This window comes from Microbacterium sp. LWO14-1.2 (genome assembly GCF_038397715.1).
Classification (GTDB): domain Bacteria; phylum Actinomycetota; class Actinomycetes; order Actinomycetales; family Microbacteriaceae; genus Microbacterium.
The window spans coordinates 3,761,086-3,778,782 of record NZ_CP151633.1; the positions used below are offsets into that span (position 1 = coordinate 3,761,086).

The window sequence follows — 17,697 nt, forward strand, 5'->3', positions numbered from 1 at the left end:
CGTCCTCGTTAGGCTGACAGGGTGACGGACTCCGCAAAGCCTACCCTCATGGTCGTCGACGGCCACTCGCTCGCCTATCGCGCCTTCTTCGCCCTTCCGGTCGACAACTTCACGACCAAGGACAACCAGCACACGAACGCCATCTACGGCTTCCTCTCGATGCTGGTCAACCTCATCAAGGCCGAGCAGCCCACGCATCTGGCTATCGCCTTCGACACGTCGCGCCACTCCTTCCGCACCGACGAGTATCCGGAGTACAAGGCGACCCGTTCCGAGACGCCGCAGGAGTTCCGCGGGCAGATCCCGCTGCTGCAGGACTGCCTCGCTGCGATGTCGATCCCCGTGCTCACGAAAGAGGGGATCGAAGCCGACGACATCCTCGCGACCCTGTCGACTCAGGGAGCGGAGCAGGGGTACGAGGTCCTGGTGGTGTCCGGCGATCGCGACACCATCCAGCTCGTCAACGACGAGATCACACTGCTGTACCCGAACGTGCAGGGTGTCTCGCAGCTCAAGCGGTACGACCCGACCACCGTCCAGGAGCGCTACGGCGTGCGTCCGGAGCAGTATCCCGACATCGCCGCGCTGGTGGGCGAGACGAGCGACAACCTTCCCGGCGTGCCGAAAGTGGGGGAGAAGACGGCGGTCAAATGGCTCACGCAGTTCGGATCCCTCGACCAGCTGCTCGACCGGGCGGACGAGATCAAAGGCGTCGTCGGCGGGAACCTGCGCGAGCACATCGAGGACGTCCGCCGGAACCGCAAGCTGAACCGACTGCTCCGTGATGTGGAGCTCCCCGTCGCTCCCGCCGACCTCGCTGTCGCCCCGATCGATGCTCAGGCCGTGCGCGACATCTTCGCCCGTCTCGAGTTCCGTACCCTGCTGCCGCGGGTGTTCGAGGCCGTCGGCGCCGGCGAGGTCGCCGATGACCCGGCGACCGTCGTCGAGCTGCCCACTCCCGTCGAGGCGGCTCCTGCCGAGTTCCTGTCCTGGGTCGAGTCCCAGGACGAGGTGGCGCTGCGCCTCGTGATCCAGAGCGGCACCCCGACGCGCATCGGCGCGGCGACGGAGACCGAGCTGCGAGAACTGGACTGGAACGACGACGCGGCAGCAGCGCTGCGCGACTGGCTCGAATCCGCCCGCCCGAAGATCCTGCACGACGCCAAGCCGCAGGTGAAGGCCCTCTTGCGCCTCGGCATCCGCCTCTCCGGTCTCGCCTACGACACGAGCCTCGCCGGATGGCTGCTGCGTCCGAGCTTCCCCGACAAGACCCTCGGCGATCTCGTCGAGCGGTACCTGGGGGAGAAGCTGCCGGAAGCGGACCCCACTCAGCTCGTCCCGGAGACCGAGGGAGCGACGCCGTCGCAGGAGGCATGGTTCGCATTGCGTGTCGCGGCTGCCCTGCGCGACGACATCCCGGAATCGGTCGCGACCGTGCTCACCGACATCGAGCTCCCGACGCTCCTGACGCTCGCCGATATGGAGGTCGCGGGCGTCGCGGTCTCGCACGAGGTGCTGTCGACCTTCTCCGCCGAGCTCGCCACCCGCGCAGACGGTATCGCGCAGGAGGCCTTCGGGATCGTCGGGCGCGAGTTCAACCTCGGCTCCCCGAAGCAGCTCCAGGAAGTGCTCTTCGACGACCTGCAGCTTCCGAAGACCCGCAAGACGAAGACCGGCTACTCGACGGATGCCGCGGTGCTCGCCGACCTGCAGGAATCCCATCCGCATCCCTTCCTCGGTCTGCTGCTGCAGCACCGCGAGGCGACCAAGCTGCGTCAGATCATCGAGTCGCTCGACGTGGCGATCGGTCCCGACCAGCGGGTGCGCACCACCTACGTCCAGACGGGCAGCCAGACCGGCCGTCTGTCGAGCACCGATCCCAACCTGCAGAACATCCCCGTCCGCACGGAGGAGTCGCGCCGCATCCGCAGCGCCTTCCAGGTCGGCGAGGAGTACGAGGCACTTCTCACCGCTGACTACTCGCAGATCGAGATGCGCATCATGGCCCACCTGTCCGGTGACGAAGGACTCATCGAGGCGTTCAACAGCGGCGAGGACCTGCACCGATTCGTCGGCGCGCGCGTGTTCGGTGTCGATCCCGCCGACGTCACCGCTGCCATGCGCACGAAGGTCAAGGCCATGTCCTACGGACTCGTCTACGGTCTCTCGGCGTTCGGTCTGTCGAAGCAGCTGCGCATCGAGCAGTCCGAGGCCAAGCAGCTGATGGTCGAATACTTCGCCCGGTTCGGCGCGGTGCGCGATTACCTCAGGGCGTCGGTTCTGGCCGCGCGCGAGGTCGGATACACCGAGACGATCTTCGGCAGGCGACGCCCGTTCCCGGACTTGGCCTCACCCAACCGTGTGCTGCGCGAGAACGCAGAGCGAGCGGCGCTCAACGCGCCGATCCAGGGGAGCGCGGCCGACATCATGAAGATCGCGCTGTTCCACATCCACGACGATCTGCGGGCCGAAGGGCTGGCATCTCGTGTGCTGCTCCAGATCCACGACGAACTCGTCGTGGAGGTCGCGCCGGGTGAGTGGGATGCGGCGGAGCGCATCGTCCGACAGCGCATGGGCGACGCCGCAGACCTCACGGTTCCGCTCGACGTGCAGGTCGGTCGCGGCCAGGACTGGAACGAGGCCGCGCACTGACGAGGCCGCGCACTGACGAGGTCGCGCACTGACGAGGCCGCGCACTGACGAGCGAGTGCACAGGCGAGCGAGTGCCTGACGGGTGGGTGGTGCGGGCGGCATCCGGCTACGCTGAAGGGATGACTTCTCAGCCCCGCACTCCCTCTGCTATCGACAAGGTCGCCGACGGATGGGTCGACACGCTGGTGCAGTTGGCGCCGACGCTCGGCACGTACATCGGCCGCGACGAGGTCAACGATCGCTTCGGCGATCTGAGTCCCGAGGGACACGAGAGCATCGCCGCGGCGACCCGAGCGACACTCGCCGAGCTCTCGGCTCTCGAACCGGTTGACGCCGTCGACGAGGTCACGAAGGCGGACCTCACGGCTGAGCTCACTCTCGATCTCGAGCTGCACGAGGCGAACTGGCACCTTCGGGATCTGAACGTGATCGCGTCTGCCGCTCAGGACGTGCGGTCCGCGTTCGATCTCATGCCCACCGCCACTGCGGACGACTGGTCGGTGATCGCCACTCGTCTCGCCGCGGTGCCCGATGCGTTGCGCGGCTACACGGAGACGCTCCGCGCCGGAATCGCCGCCGGGGTCACCCCGGCGCGTCGCCAGGTGGTCGAGGTCGCCACGCAGATCGACCGCTACATCGCCGACGACGGCTTCTTCGCGGCGTTCGTCGCTCACGCCTCGCCGGAGGACGGCAACCTGCCGGCATCCCTCGCCCGCACCCTCGCCGACAACTCGGCATCGGCGCGCGTCGCCTATGGAGCGCTGCGCCGTTTCCTCGCGGAAGAGCTCGCTCCCGCCGCCGTCGAGGAGGATGCCGTAGGGCGCGAGCTCTACGCCCTGAACTCGCGCCGCTTCCTCGGCGCCACGATCGACCTCGACGAGACCTACGAGTGGGGCCGCGAGGAGCTCGAGCGCATGGTCGCCGAGCAGACCGCGATCGCGAACGAGATCCTTCCCGGGGCGTCTGTCGAGGAGGCCGTCGCGCATCTCGAAGCGGATCCTGCTCGCAAGCTGGTCGGCACCGAGGCTCTGCAGCGGTGGATGCAGGAGACGAGCGACCGCGCCGTCGCCGAACTCGGCGCCACGCACTTCGACATCCCCGAGGCGATCCGCACACTCGAGTGCATGATCGCCCCCACGCAGGAGGGCGGCATCTACTACACCGGCCCGACCGACGACTTCTCCCGCCCCGGCCGCATGTGGTGGTCCGTCCCCGAGGGCGTCACGGAGTTCGACACGTGGCGTGAGCTCACCACCGTGTATCACGAGGGCGTTCCCGGGCATCACCTGCAGATCGCGCAGGCCGTGTACAACCGTGCGGAGCTGAACTCGTGGCGCCGCCTGCTCGCGGGCACCTCGGGCCACGCCGAGGGCTGGGCGCTCTACGCCGAGCGACTCATGCAGCAGCTCGGCTACCTCGACGATCCGGCTGACCGCCTCGGGATGCTCGACGGTCAGCGCATGCGAGCAGCCCGTGTCGTGCTCGACATCGGCGTGCACCTCGGCAAGCCCCGTCTCGACGGCGAGGGAGTGTGGGACGCCGACTACGCGCTCGACTTCATGCGCAAGAACGTGAACATGTCCGACCAGTTCGTGCAGTTCGAGGTGAATCGCTACCTCGGCTGGCCCGGACAGGCCCCGACGTACAAGGTCGGTCAGCGCATCTGGGAGCAGGTCCGCGACGCGTATCAGGCGGAGAAGGGCGCGGGCTTCGACATCAAGGAGTTCCACAAGCGCGCCCTCGACATGGGTGGCGTCGGCCTCGACACTCTCCGTACGGCACTGCTCGACCGGTGACGGGAATGTCCGCGCCCGGACCGATGTTCATTCACCTGAATAGAAGGAGCTGACATGGACATCGAGTTCGGGCTGGACACGTTCGGAGACATCACCCGCGACGGGGACGGCGAGCTGCTCTCGGGCGCTCAGACGATCCGCAACGTCGTGGACCAGGCGGTGCTCGCCGACGCAGTCGGGGTGGACTACTTCGGTGTGGGGGAGCACCATCGCCGGGAGTTCGCGATCTCGTCGCCGGAGATGGTGCTCGCCACAATCGCCGGACGCACCGAGCGGATCCGGCTCGGAACCGCGGTGACCGTTCTCTCGTCCGATGATCCGGTGCGCGTGTTCGAGCGCTTCTCTACGCTCGACGCTCTGTCCGACGGGCGGGCGGAGGTCGTTCTCGGCCGCGGATCGTTCATCGAGTCGTTCCCGCTGTTCGGATACGACCTCCGCGACTACGACGCCCTCTTCGAGCAGAAGCTCGAGCTGTTCGTGGAGCTCCTCAAAGAGGAGCCGGTCACCTGGTCCGGCAGCATGAGGGCCTCTCTCGAGAACGCCGACGTCTTCCCGAAGACCGAGAAGGGTCTCCGCACGTGGGTCGGTGTCGGCGGCAGTCCCGAATCCGTCGTGCGAGTCGCGCGGCACGGTCTCGGTCTGATGCTCGCGATCATCGGCGGTCCCGCCGCGCGATTCGCACCCTTCGTCGACCTGTACCACCGGTCGGTCGCGTCGTTGGGCACGACCGCGCAGCCGATCTCCGTGCATTCCCCCGGGCACATCGCCGAGACCGACGAGGAAGCGTGGGAGGCCGCGTACTCCGGGTTCGAGGCCATGAACAACACGATCGGCGCCGAGCGCGGTTGGCCGCCCTACATCCGTGCGCGCTTCCAGAACGACGTGGGCCCGGCCGGCGCCATCTACGCCGGCTCTCCGGACCGCGTCGCGGCCAAGATCGCTGACACGGTGACCACCCTCGGCCTCGGGCGCTTCGACCTGAAGTACTCCACGGGCACCATCTCGCACGAGGCGCTGATGCGGAGCGTCGAGCTGTACGGTACCGAGGTGATCCCGCGCGTACGACGTCTCCTCGCTGCGAACGACTGAGGCGGGCCGCAAGGAGGCTATCCGACGCCCTGACGCCCCTACGATGGGGGGCATGGCACAACCCGTCCTGCCGAGCCGTGAGTCGCTCGCCGGCCGTCTCGATGATCTGCCGTTCACGCGTCGGCACCTGCGCCTGCTGACGGGCTCAGGAGTCGGCTGGGCGCTCGATGCGATGGATGTCGGGCTGATCTCGTTCATCCTCGCGGCCCTCACCCAACAGTGGGGTCTGACGAAGACGGATGCCGGGTGGGTGGCCTCGGTCGGGTTCATCGGCATGGCTCTCGGAGCCACCCTCGGCGGCCTGCTCGCTGATCGACTCGGGCGGCGTCAGGTCTTCGCCTTGACCTTGCTGGTCTACGGCGTCGCAACGGGCGCCAGCGCACTCGTCGGCGGTCTGGCAGCGCTTCTCGTGCTGCGGTTCCTCGTCGGCCTGGGTCTCGGCGCGGAGCTGCCGGTCGCGTCGACGTACGTGAGCGAGTTCGCGCCGGCCCGCATCCGCGGGCGGCTCATCGTCTTCCTCGAGGCCTTCTGGGCCCTGGGATGGACGGCAGCCGCGGTCATCGGATACTTCGTGATCCCGGCATCCGAGAACGGCTGGCGATGGGCGTTCGCACTCGGCGCGATCCCCGCGGTGTATGCGCTGATCGTGCGCTGGGGACTGCCGGAGTCTCCCCGGTGGCTCGCCTCGAAGGGCCGGATAGCGGAGGCCGACCGCATCGTCTCGGCGTTCGAGGTCGACGCGGAGATCGAGCGGACCCCGGCCATCCGCAGGGAACCGGCGACGCAGCCGATCGCGGTGACCGTGCGGGCCCGGCTGTCCGCTCTGTGGAGCCCGGAGTTCCGGGTGCGCACGCTGTGTCTCTGGGTGGTCTGGTTGTGCGTCAACTTCGCGTACTACGGCGCCTTCATCTGGATTCCCAGCATCCTCGTCGACGCCGGCTTCGACCTCGTGCGCTCGTTCGGGTTCACGCTCATCATCACTCTCGCGCAGCTTCCAGGCTACGCGGTCGCAGCGTGGCTGATCGAGGTCTGGGGACGCCGCGTCACGCTGTCGGTGTTCCTGGTGGGCTCCGCGGTCTCCGCCGTCTTCTTCGGCACGTCGACCACGGAGGTCGCGATCGTCGCCTCGGGGATGGCGCTGTCGTTCTTCAATCTGGGCGCGTGGGGTGCGCTGTACGCCGTCACGCCCGAGATCTATCCCACGTCTCTTCGGGGTACGGGCGCGGGCTGGGCGGCAGGCATCGGCCGTCTGGCGTCGATCGCCGCGCCGCTGGCCGTTCCCGTCCTCCTCGTCGCGGGGGGAGTGGCGACGCTGTTCGTCGTGTTCGGGGCCTGCTTCGTCGTCGCGGCGGCGGCGGCCTGGGGCCTGGCCGATCGCGGGGGAGTCGCGCTCGACGATCGGTGAGCCGCACCACCGATACGCCAATATGCTGGCGAGGTGACAGATGTGCGCTACGTGGCGATCGGGGACTCCTTCACGGAGGGCGTCGGCGATGTCCTTCCCGACGGTCGAGAACGCGGCTGGGCTGATCTCGTGGCCCAGGGGTGGGCGGATGCCGCGGGGCACCCGATCCAGTATGCGAACCTCGCGATCCGGGGCAAGCTCGCCTGGCCGATCGTCGAGCAGCAGCTCGAACCGGCGCTGGCCCTGCGTCCGACGCACCTCTCGTTCAACGGCGGAGGCAACGACATGCTTCGTCCGCGATCCGACCTCGAGCACATCGCCGACGCGTTCAGCCGCGTTCTGCGCCGCTGCGACGAAGAGGGCGTCACACTCATCCTGCTGTCGGGAGCCAACCCCAGCGGTCAGCTGCCGATGGGCACCGTCGTGCAGCGCCGTGGGGATCTGCTCTCCGAGGCGGTGCTGCGTCGGGTGGAAGATCGTCCCGACGTCGTCCGCGCCCTCAATTGGCCCGATCGAGAGCTCGCGAGAGCGCCGTACTGGTCGGAGGACCGTCTGCACATGAATGCAGCAGGTCACCACCGCGTCGCGGCCCGTGTGCTCCACGCACTGGGGTTCGAGCCGCCGGCAGCCTGGTGGTCTCCGACCGCGGCGGCGATGGTCGGACCGTCGGGACTGGCCTACTACCGCGAGTTCGTCGGGCCGTGGGTGCGTCGTCGGCTGACGCGCACTTCGTCGGGAGACGGGCGCGCTGCCAAGTACCCCGACTGGGTGGAACGGATGCCTCAGGCGTGACGGATATCGAGCTGCAGCGCCTCCCCGGCGGGCAGGTGACGCTGCATGACGCACGACGCAGGGCCGAGCGCACCGTCGAGCTCGAGAGCTTCGAGATCGGCGTCTTCGCCGTGACGGAGGAGCAGCTGGCCGAGATCCTCCCGGTGCCCTCGCGGCATCCGCGTCGTCCCGCCGTCGACATCAGTTGGCTGCGGGCCGTGCACTTCTGCAACGCGGCGTCCGAGTGGGAGGGTCTCGACCCCGTCTACCGTTTCGACGGCGAGGACGTCGTGTGGGACGCGACGGGGGACGGCTACCGTCTGCCCACCGAGGCGGAGTGGGAGTACGCCTGCCGCGCCGGTTCGATCGGACCGCATTACGCTCCGCTGTCGGACGCCGCCTGGACGAGCGCCGACGGTGTCCGTGCCCCGCAGGAGGTGGGCGGCAAGCTCCCGAACCTTTTCGGGCTGTTCGACACGCTGGGCAACACGTGGGAGTGGTGCTGGGATCTGCTCGACCCCGAGCGCTACGGCGAGTACCGGGTCTTCCGGGGCGGCGGATTCGCCGACGAGGCGTGGAGCGTCCGAGCCTCCGTCCGGCGCGGCGGTTCTCCGCGCACCGCGCAGGACGATGTCGGATTCCGCGTGGCACGAGGCGGTTTCGACGATCCCCAGGCGGCCCAGGGATGGTCGGCGCAGGACGACCGAGAGCGGTCGTTCTCGGACGGCCCGATCCCCTTCGGGTGGACGCCCCTGCGCCACCCCCGGGATTGAGCGAGGCCGGCGGGAGCCGTGGATGCGCCGTTTTGCCCGGTATACCGGAGAGGTGCGAAGCTGAGGGGATGACCTCCCGCTTCTCCCTCATCGTGTCCCAGGGACGCGTCGCCGATCGCACCGACGGCGCCCTCGTGGGCGCCCGGCTCGTGGGGGAGCGGCTCGCCGCACTCCTCGGCACGACGCCGCACACGGTCGGCGTTCCCAGCGCGGCGAGGACGGACGACTGGACGACCGCGCTGCCCGAGGCCGAAGAGACGCTGCACGGGCTCCGGGATGCCGTGCGTGCGGCGATCGACGCGGGACAGGTGCCCCTGCTCGCGACGAACACGTGCGCGGCGAGCCTCGGCTCCCTGCCTGCCGCCGCCGAGCGGTACCCCGACGCCGTCGTGCTGTGGATCGACGCGCACGGCGACTTCCACACTCCCGGCACCACGGAGTCGGGATACCTGGGCGGAATGGTGCTCGCCGCCGCGAGCGGCCTGTGGGACAGCGGGCACGGCGCAGGGGTCGATCCTTCGCGCGTCGTGATCGTCGGCGGCCGCGACATCGATCCCGCCGAGGCCGATCTCCTCGCGGATGCCGGGGCGACCGTTCTCGCTCCGGCGGAGAGCACGCCGGAGCGGGTGCTCGAGCTCGTCGACGGGCGTCCGGTGTGGATCCACGTCGACTGGGACGTGCTCGAACCCGGCTACATACCCGCCGCCTATCGAGTCGGCGACGGCCTCCTGCCGCACCAGATCGCCGCGATCTTCGCAGCCCTTCCCGTCGAGGCCGTGAAGGGCGTCGAACTGGCGGAGTTCGAGGCCGGCGACGCCGAGGTGCCGGAGCGGGTCAGCCTCGAACTCATCATCGAGACGTTCCAGCAGCTCCTGCGCTGAGTGGCCTCGATCCGGCGCACCTCGGCCTCAGCGACGGCGCTCCGGGTCCAGACCGACGCGGATGCGGGTGCGCTTGCGCTCGATCAGGATGAACGTCATCCCGAGGAGCCAGAGCGGGATCGGCATGAGGAACGCGATGCGGAACGCCTCCAGCGAATAGGTCTCCGGCGTCCCCGCGCCCTGCAGATCCAGCATGAGGCCGATGAGGAAGATGGCGATGAGAGCCGCGATGAAGCCGCCAGCATTCGTCACGCCGGTGGCGGTGCTGAGACGGTGCGACGGGTTGTGCGTGCGGGCGTGGTCGAAGGCGATCATGCTCGCGGGGCCTCCCGTCGCCAGCGCAACGGCCAACACGTAGAGCAGCCAGACCGGGGAGGAACCCGGGAGGGCGATGACGGTCGTCCACGCGACCAGCTGCAGGACCACGGCGGGGAGGACGAGAGCGAAGGAGCGTCGGTTCGGCCAGCGCCGCGACAGCTCTCCGATCACGGGCCCGAGTGCCATTCCCGCGACGACGTACACGGAGATGATGCCCGCGGCATGGGCCGTGTCGAGTCCCTGCGCCGCGGTGAGGAACGGCATCCCCCACAGAAGGATGAAAGCGGTGCCCGCGAACGGTGTCGTGAAGTGCGACCAGAAAGCGAGACGCGTGCCGGGGTGCGCCCACGCCGCGCGGATGCCGACGCCGGTGTCGATCGCCGATGTCACGACGCGCACGACGCCGGTGTCGGTGTTCACCGAGACGTCGACCGTGCGCTCGGGCGGCCGGTTGCGGATGACGACGGCGACGAGGACCGTGAAGAGGACGCCGAGCCCGGCGATACTGCCGAACGTGATGGTCCAGGACGTCGCATGCAGCAGGGCGGCCAGCGGCACGAGTGCGACGAGTTGCCCGGCCTGCCCGATGATTCCGGTGAACTGCACCATCACGGGGCCTCGCTGGGCGGGGAACCAGGTGGCTACCAGGCGCAGCACCGCGGGGAAGACGGCCGCGTCACCCGCGCCGAGCAGGATGCGGGCGACGATCGCGATGCCGATGCTGGGGGAGAGGGCCATGGTCAACTGCCCGACAGCCATCAGCAGCATCCCGACGGTCATGATCGGACGGGAGCCGTAGCGATCCAGCAGGATGCCGATGGGGATCTGCATACCGCCGTACACCGCGAGCTGGACGACGGCGAAGAGCGCGAGCGTCGAGGCGTCGGCCATGAACCGATCAGCTGCATCGACGCCGACAGCCCCGAGCGAGGTGCGATTGGTGATCGCGAGCACGTAGGCGGCGACGCCGACCGACCAGATCAGCCAGGCCTTCCATCCCGGGTTCGACACAGGGGAGTGGGCAGCGGACGTCACCCTTCCACGCTACTCCTGGTCGGGGGCGGCTCCTGTCGCCGCGTCAGGCGTCGAGCACCTCGACCATCTGAGAGACGGAGCGTCCGTGAGCGAGCTGTGCGACACGAGCCGCGAGCTCGGAATGCACCTGAACGACCGTCGGTCCACGTGACATCCACCGGCCACCGGACTGGGTGAGTTCGAGGTCGGGGGAGACCGCGGCGTCCGGGAGCGCTTCCCGCCCTTCCGCGACGCGCACGGCCGCGCCCAGCATGCCGACGAGCCACACCTCGCCGAAGGCGTGGGGTCGGAGCGAAGCGATCGGCCCACCGCGTCCTCGGAAGACCTGGAACATGGTGTCTGCGCGACGCACGACCCAGTCGTCGTCGCCGTGGGCGAACTCGCAGGCGACATCCGCGTGCAGGGTGATGTCGGCCCCGAACCGACGAAGGGCTTCGACGCAGGCGCTGCTCAGCAGGCGTCCGTCGAGCTCGCGTTCCCGGCGACGCAGCTCCGCCCGGTACTTCTCGCGCGCGATCGGCGCGTACAGCTCCTCGAGCGCCCGCCGGTCGGGTCTCTCTCCGCGAGCGAGTCGATCGAACAGCCAGGCCGGGTCGATCTGGACGAAGTAGCGGAAGAAGACATCGACCGGTCCGCGCCTGAGCCGGCGATCAGCGACGAGCAACTGCACTCCGTGGTCGACCGACCAGACCGCGGCGGTCTCGCCGTCCACGACGGCGACCCAGGACCATCCCGGTGACCTGATCTCGGGTGCGCTCCGCTCGATGGCCGCGCTGAGCAGAGTGCCGCGCGGGACGGTGAGCACACCGGCGTGCGAGACCGCATCGTCTCCCATCGCGACGCTGTCGCGGTCGACGTGGAGTTCGAGGGAGCGGGGGCGGAGCATGAACCGAGCCTAGCCAGCGTCGGGATTCACGTGGTCGAGGTAGGACCGGCTCTCTGCCTGGGATGCCACGCGCGCCTCTACGGCCTCACAGGACGCGTCAGGGCCGGTAGGTGACGTGCACGTCGATCTCTTGCCCGAGTTCAATCTCCACGCGTTTCGCGAGGCTCCGGCCCTCTTTCATCCACCGGTTCAGTTCGTCCTTGTAGTCCCACTCGTAGTCCCACCTGTTCTCGATGGGTTCGCCGAAGGAGATGAGTTCTTGTGCGTGGGCGTTCCATGCGAACAGCTCCTGGATGAGCTGCTCTGAGAGACCCGAGGTTTCGGGATCGAGGGGCCCAGGCTCTTCGCCGGGCGTTCTCTCCCAGACCGGAAACGTGTCCCCAATTTCCGACATGAGCGCCAACTCTCGACGAGACATGTACGTCCTCCATCTGTTCGGCACCGTGCCAAGAAGACGCTACAAGATTGAGGTGACCGCGCCGCCCGGGTAGGGCGTCTGGCCTACAGACACGCGCGTGAGATTCGATTAAGATCCCGGGCGCTTATCTCGTCCCGGAACCGTCGCGAGCATCCGCGCGCCGCGGCGCGTCCGGCTTCTACTGGGGGCACCCGAGCTAAGACGTTGCGTTTACTTGAGTACACGTTGTTTCGTATACGCCAGTAACCCCATCGTCAGCGCTACTGTTCTGACGGCGTAATCCGAACCGGCGTATTCGCTGCTTGGTCACCCGTCAGGGCGAAGTTCTCCGAACGACGCGGGCCGCGGCAGCGAACGATTCGGTAGACCAATGAGAGCTGGAGACCTTCGTCCGTTTGACTGTCGTTGTCGGCCGTTGCCGGTCGCGAAACGTGAGCGCAATGAAACATCCCACGATGGCCAGAACCGATGAATCGCGGGCGACTGTGGAGAGGCGCATGATTCTGCGCAGGTCGCGGGAGATCAGACTGAAGATCGCTGGGCTCGAGATCGCATCGCAACACCGAGCACTTGGGCGCGCTGCGAGGACGCCGCACTTGGCGGGAGTGAGTTTCATGCTGTCTGCCGTGGTGATCCCGATGCCGACGTCCACCCCCACCAGAGGCGGCTGACAACGTCAGCAGCCGTGCGAGTCTGCCGCGGTGAGGCAGTCCCCGCGACAGCGAGTAGTTCCGCGCCAGGGCTAGCAAGGCGGAGTTCAGGTAAAGCCGAACGGGCGAATCACATTGAACACCGCAGAAGCCACGCAAGAGGGCTCTCGATAGCAACCTTCCCCGCCGTGAACTCAAGGACCTGAAGGTCAGCTAGCTGCCTGAAGAGCTCCCGTTCCCGCGCCGGAACAGCTCCCGAGTCGCGCTTGACCACCAAGACTCTCCGGCCTCCCGGGGAGTCGCCGATGTTGATGAAGGTACGACCTGAAGCAGCACGTCTGTGATGGGCCAGGAGGGCGCGCTCGCATGAATACTCAAAGCTGCGGTGTACAGTGCCTGGATATTATCGCCCTGTTCGCTGTCGTCCCATTCAAACACCCGGACGCGCAACGTGTTCGACAGACGACCGATGAGCACCGTGAGCGGGAAAGGGCATCGCAAGAGCAGTTCGGCATTATCGCTAGATCTCTCGTCGCGAACATGCTGGGGGTCACTAGCGTCGAGAGTGTTCTCGAGACAGCCGGGCTCACCCTGTCGGGCCGTACCCGGGTGCCGAGAGGATTCCCCGGACTTTGCGACCCGCGAGCCGCCAGGACCTCGCAGCAGATCTCCGGACCCAACGCGCTCGTGTTCCCCCTCTTGCAGGGCGTCCGAAGACCGCTGAGGGAACATCCTTCGGTTAGCCGTGTCTGATAGTGGCGTGCCGCGGAGGACATCATTGTTCGTCAGGCAACGTGCGCATCTCGTGGTTCATGGGGGCGACGTCCGCCAGCGTCTCGTGCGTCCCGGCGAGATCGTCATGTGACATAGTCGACAGGCCAAGCGCGCCCGCCATCAGTTGGCCGTGCAAGTGAGTGTCCTTATCAGTTGCTCTAGAACCGTGACGGTACAGCGTCTGCGTTCTATCATCGTCGTATGGCGATGATAGAACGCGAGTTGCTTGAGTTGGACGCGGAGGCGACAGGCGCGTACGCACACCTGTTCCAGGCGTTCGCTGACCCAACGCGACTGGCTATCGTTCAGCATCTCTCGTCCGGAGAACATCGAGTGCGAGACCTCGTTGAGCACATGGGATTCGCGCAGTCGACCGTGAGCAAGCACCTTGGATTCCTCGTTGAATGTCGTCTTGCTGTCGCTCGACCTGACGGTCCATCGACGTGGTACGCCCTCGCACATCCCGAGGCTCTGCGAGTCGTGATGGTTGCCGGAGAAGCGCTCCTGGGCGCCACCGGAAAAGACTTGATGCTGTGTGAGCACTTACGAAGCGAGAGAGAAGGGGCAGCGTAATGGGTGCGGGACATGACCACGGGCCAACCATGACCGAAGAAGGCATGCCCGGGGACTTTCGCCGCCGGCTCTGGATCGCTTTCGCCATCACTGCCGCCATCGTGGCGGCGCAGGGGGTTGGCTCCGTCATCACCGGCAGCCTCGCTCTGCTCACGGACACGGCGCACGCCATCACCGACGCGTCAGGACTTCTCGTCGCGCTCATCGCGGCAACGTTGATGCTGCGCCCGCCGAGCTCGAAGCGCACCTGGGGCTTTCGACGGATTGAAGTGTTAGCAGCACTCGCTCAAGCGGCGCTGCTGCTGGCGGTCGGAACCTACGCGGCAATCGAAGGTATCCGTCGCCTGTTCGAGCCGCCAGAGGTACCAGCGGGGGAGTTGCTCGTCTTCGGCATCATCGGCCTCACCGCCAATATCGTTGCAATCGCGGTGCTCGCATCGAGTCGTGGCGCGAACTTCAACATGAGGGCCGCTTTCCTCGAAGTTCTCAACGATGCTCTTGGTTCACTCGGTGTCATCGTCGCGGCCATCGTCATCGCGACGACAGGGTTTCAGCAGGCAGATGCTCTCGCAGGAATGCTCATCGCCGCTCTCATCGTCCCCCGCGCGTTCATGTTGATGCGTGAGACCGGCAGTGTTCTCATGGAGTTCACTCCCAAAGGCCTGGACCTCGAGGACGTGCGGGCGCACATTCTCAAGCTCGGGCATGTAGTCGATGTGCATGACGTTCACGCATCCACCGTGGCCACTGGGTTGCCCACGCTGAGCGCGCACATCGTAGTTCGCGACGAGTGCTTCCAGAACGGACACGCCATGACGGTGTTGGCTGACATTCGGGAATGTGTGGCTGAACACTTCGAAGTTTCGGTCGCGCACTCGACCTTCCAACTGGAGACCGAGACGGTCGCCGACCACGAGTCAACGTCTGTCCGGCATGCATAGGTGGACGCGGCTTACCGCGCTGCCTCAAGGTGATGCTGCTCCGATACGCGCCGAACGCTCGCTCTGACACTCGCTGAAGCACAACTTCAGTGGTGATGCGTCCAAACCCCGAACTTCCATCACGAGGTCCGTCGACTCGGCAACCGAAGTCGTCACCGCGAGAATCCGATCCCGCGGCGTCGGGCGGCACGGACGCCATTGAGGATGACGATGACTTCGGCGACCTCGTGTACAAGGACGACACCAGCGAGGCCGAGAACGCCGAACAAGGCGAGGGGGAACAGAACGACGATGATGGCCAGGGCGAGTGCGATGTTGATGGTCATGATACGGCGTCCGCGGCGGGCGTGGGCGAGGGCTGCGGGGATGAGGCGCAGATCGTTGCCGGTGAAGGCGATGTCGGCGGATTCGATGGCCGCAGCTGAGCCTTTCACACCCATCGCGATCCCGACGGTCGCGGTAGCAAGGGCGGGGGCGTCATTGATGCCGTCGCCGACCATGGCCGTCGGACTCTCCGTGACGAGGGCCGTGATGGCGGCGGCCTTGTCGGCAGGGAGTTGCTCAGCGCGTACGTCGCTGATGCCGGCGCGGGCGGCGAGGGCGTAGGCGGTTCGCTGGTTGTCGCCGGTGAGCATGACGGTGCGTATGCCCTGCGCGTTCAGCATGGAGATGGTCTCGGCGGCTTCAGGGCGCAGTTCGTCCCGCACGCCGATGAGGCCCGACACCCGACCGTCGGTCTCGACGACGACGACGGTCATACCGTCTCCGGCCATCTCGTCGGCGGGCTTGGTGAGCTCACCCAGTTCCGAGAGCCAGCGTGCGTTCCCGACCCGAACGTGGGTGGAGCCGACGAGGCCGGTGAGGCCGTGGCCGGCATCTTCGACGACGTCTGTCGCTGCGGGGATGTCGGACGCGGCGCGAGTGATGGCGGCGGCAAGCGGGTGGGAGCTCGTGGTCTCGAGGGCGGCGGCGAGGGAGATGATCTCCTCGCGGGAGCGTCCGTGAGCAGGCACGACGGCGACGATCTCCGGCTCGTTGCGCGTGAGGGTGCCGGTCTTGTCGAGCGCGACGGTACGGATGGTGCCGAACTGTTCGAAGGCCTCGCCGGACTTGATGACCACACCGAACTTCGAGGCCGAGCCGATGGCGCTGATGACCGTCACCGGAACGGCGATGGCTAGCGCGCACGGGGACGCGGCGACGAGCACGACGAGCGCCCTCTCGATCCACAGGCCGGGATCCCCGACGATGAACCCGAACACGGCCACGAGGGCTGCGATGATGAGCACGGCCGGCACGAGCGGGCGGGCGATCCGGTCCGCCAGGCGGGCCCGCTCTCCCTTGCGGGCGTGCGCCTGCTCGACCAGCTCGACGATCTGGGTGAGGGAATTGTCGCGGCCGTCGGCGGTTGCTTCGATCCGCAACGTCGCAGCCCCGTTCACCGATCCCGCGGGGACGGCGTGTCCCGGTCCGACCTCCACCGGGATCGACTCGCCCGTCACGGCAGACGTGTCGATGCCGGAGCGGCCCTCGACCACCACGCCATCCGTCGCGATCCGTTCTCCCGCACCGACGACGAGGATGTCGAGCTCGCGGACCTCCGCGGCGGGGATCGTCACGTCACCGTTCAGGCGCGAGACACGCACGGTCTCCGGGATCAGCGACAGCAGCGCGCGTAGTCCCTCCTTCGCCCGATCCATAGCCCGATCCTCGAGAGCTTCGGCAAGCGAGAACAGGAACGCCAGCGCTGCAGCTTCGCCCACGTGGCCGAGAGCTACGGCGCCGATGGCGGCGATGGTCATCAGAAGGCCGACGCCGAGTCGGCCCCGCACCAGGCGGCGGATCGCCCCGGGGACGAACGTGTACGCACCCGCGAGGAGTGCGACCGTCTGGAGGACAAGCGCCGGAAACGGTAGTCCGGACCACTCGAAGACATAACCTGCCAGCAGCATCACGCCGGCAACCGCGGACGGCAGGAGCGCGGTGTCGCGCCAGAGCGGTGGCCGTTCTTCGTGCTCAGCGTCCCCGTGCGAATGATCCGGGTCGCGGGGGGAAGCCGGTCCGCAGCAGGCGTCGTCCTCCAGGAGCGGCGTTCGCCTCGATGATGAAGAGGACGTGATGGGGTCGGGTCCGCAGCAGGCGTCTGCGGCGGCAGAGGGCTGGCGTAGCTCGAGCCGACGGACAGTTCTCGTCTGGCGTGGCTCGTCCGGGCCGCAGCATTCCTCGCTCATCGGATCTCCTCCATCGCCCTGTCGGTAGGCGCGCAGCATAGAGGCACGTCACAGTTCTCGTCTGTGCACGCCTCTCCGTCGTCGACCGCGAGGACCGTGTTCACCAGCAGAGTGATGGCTCGAGTCACATGCGGATCCGCGATCTCGTACCGCGTCTGACGTCCCTCCGGCGTCGCGACCACGATGCCGCACCCTCGAAGACACGCGAGATGGTTCGACACGTTGGTGCGAGACAGATCCAGTGCCTCGGACAAGCGCGCCGGGTATCCCGGCCCGGAAAGCAGTTCCAGCAGAATCCGAGAACGAGTGGGGTCAGCCATGGCGCGCCCCAATCGGTTCATCACGTCGAGACGAGGAGCAATGGTCAGCATGCAATGACTATACAGTGCTTGCTGACTTATCTTTCAACAGACCGGTGCGCTCGAGCTCTGGGTTCGGGTGTGGAGTTGCGCCGGGCGACCGCAACGTAGACTGGAGAGGATGATGCCGCGCACGGACACCGGA

14 protein-coding genes are annotated in these 17,697 nt (G+C 67.3%); 9 read left to right on the top strand and 5 right to left on the bottom strand.

Annotation, left to right across the window (positions count from 1 at the left end; all coding sequences use genetic code 11):
* The first annotated feature begins 21 nt into the window (after window positions 1–21).
* The 7 genes from polA to MRBLWO14_RS18195 all read left to right on the top strand — a co-directional run bounded on the left by polA (window position 22) and on the right by MRBLWO14_RS18195 (window position 9,367).
* Window positions 22–2,652 (top strand): DNA polymerase I, encoded by a 2,631-nt coding sequence (gene polA, locus MRBLWO14_RS18165; protein WP_341934450.1) that lies wholly within the window; start codon window positions 22–24, stop codon window positions 2,650–2,652.
* Window positions 2,653–2,771: 119 nt separating this feature from the next.
* Entirely contained in the window at window positions 2,772–4,448 is a 1,677-nt protein-coding gene (locus MRBLWO14_RS18170) for a DUF885 domain-containing protein (protein ID WP_341934451.1), read from the top strand.
* Window positions 4,449–4,502: 54 nt separating this feature from the next.
* Complete coding sequence (locus tag MRBLWO14_RS18175) at window positions 4,503–5,537, top strand: LLM class flavin-dependent oxidoreductase (RefSeq protein ID WP_341934452.1); 1,035 nt, start codon at window positions 4,503–4,505, stop codon at window positions 5,535–5,537.
* Between the two features lie 52 nt (window positions 5,538–5,589).
* The gene (locus MRBLWO14_RS18180; protein ID WP_341934453.1) at window positions 5,590–6,942 is read left to right on the top strand and encodes an MFS transporter; all 1,353 of its coding nucleotides are present in this window, start codon (window positions 5,590–5,592) and stop codon (window positions 6,940–6,942) included.
* Window positions 6,943–6,984: 42 nt separating this feature from the next.
* Window positions 6,985–7,734 carry an SGNH/GDSL hydrolase family protein gene (locus tag MRBLWO14_RS18185; RefSeq protein ID WP_341936234.1) on the top strand — a complete coding sequence of 250 codons (750 nt, stop codon included), beginning with the start codon at window positions 6,985–6,987 and terminating at the stop codon, window positions 7,732–7,734.
* A complete protein-coding gene (locus tag MRBLWO14_RS18190; protein ID WP_341934454.1) occupies window positions 7,731–8,486 on the top strand; it encodes an SUMF1/EgtB/PvdO family nonheme iron enzyme in 756 nt (251 codons plus the stop codon). Before MRBLWO14_RS18185 ends, MRBLWO14_RS18190 begins: the two co-directional genes overlap by 4 nt.
* A 68-nt stretch (window positions 8,487–8,554) precedes the next feature.
* The gene (locus tag MRBLWO14_RS18195) at window positions 8,555–9,367 is read left to right on the top strand and encodes an arginase family protein (protein ID WP_341934455.1); all 813 of its coding nucleotides are present in this window, start codon (window positions 8,555–8,557) and stop codon (window positions 9,365–9,367) included.
* A 27-nt stretch (window positions 9,368–9,394) separates the two neighbouring features.
* Here MRBLWO14_RS18195 and MRBLWO14_RS18200 read toward each other — a convergent pair whose 3' ends face one another.
* From MRBLWO14_RS18200 to MRBLWO14_RS18210, 3 genes are all read right to left on the bottom strand, one after another.
* The gene (locus tag MRBLWO14_RS18200; protein WP_341934456.1) at window positions 9,395–10,720 is read right to left on the bottom strand and encodes an MFS transporter; all 1,326 of its coding nucleotides are present in this window, start codon (window positions 10,718–10,720) and stop codon (window positions 9,395–9,397) included.
* A 43-nt stretch (window positions 10,721–10,763) separates the two neighbouring features.
* A complete protein-coding gene (locus tag MRBLWO14_RS18205; protein ID WP_341934457.1) occupies window positions 10,764–11,606 on the bottom strand; it encodes a hypothetical protein in 843 nt (280 codons plus the stop codon).
* 97 nt (window positions 11,607–11,703) lie between these two features.
* Complete coding sequence (locus MRBLWO14_RS18210) at window positions 11,704–12,024, bottom strand: hypothetical protein (protein WP_341934458.1); 321 nt, start codon at window positions 12,022–12,024, stop codon at window positions 11,704–11,706.
* 1,631 nt (window positions 12,025–13,655) lie between these two features.
* Here MRBLWO14_RS18210 and MRBLWO14_RS18215 point away from each other — a divergent pair.
* Together MRBLWO14_RS18215 and MRBLWO14_RS18220 are read left to right on the top strand one after the other, a co-directional pair.
* Entirely contained in the window at window positions 13,656–14,021 is a 366-nt protein-coding gene (locus MRBLWO14_RS18215; RefSeq protein ID WP_341936235.1) for a metalloregulator ArsR/SmtB family transcription factor, read from the top strand.
* Entirely contained in the window at window positions 14,021–14,962 is a 942-nt protein-coding gene (locus MRBLWO14_RS18220; protein WP_341934459.1) for a cation diffusion facilitator family transporter, read from the top strand. The genes MRBLWO14_RS18215 and MRBLWO14_RS18220 overlap by 1 nt, the downstream gene beginning before the upstream one ends.
* 152 nt (window positions 14,963–15,114) lie before the next feature.
* On the opposite strand, the gene MRBLWO14_RS18225 is transcribed toward MRBLWO14_RS18220, so the two are convergent.
* Both MRBLWO14_RS18225 and MRBLWO14_RS18230 read right to left on the bottom strand, forming a co-directional pair.
* The gene (locus tag MRBLWO14_RS18225) at window positions 15,115–16,914 is read right to left on the bottom strand and encodes a cation-translocating P-type ATPase (protein ID WP_341936236.1); all 1,800 of its coding nucleotides are present in this window, start codon (window positions 16,912–16,914) and stop codon (window positions 15,115–15,117) included.
* A 275-nt stretch (window positions 16,915–17,189) separates the two neighbouring features.
* Window positions 17,190–17,564 (bottom strand): metalloregulator ArsR/SmtB family transcription factor, encoded by a 375-nt coding sequence (locus tag MRBLWO14_RS18230; protein ID WP_341934460.1) that lies wholly within the window; start codon window positions 17,562–17,564, stop codon window positions 17,190–17,192.
* Window positions 17,565–17,697 lie beyond the last annotated feature (133 nt).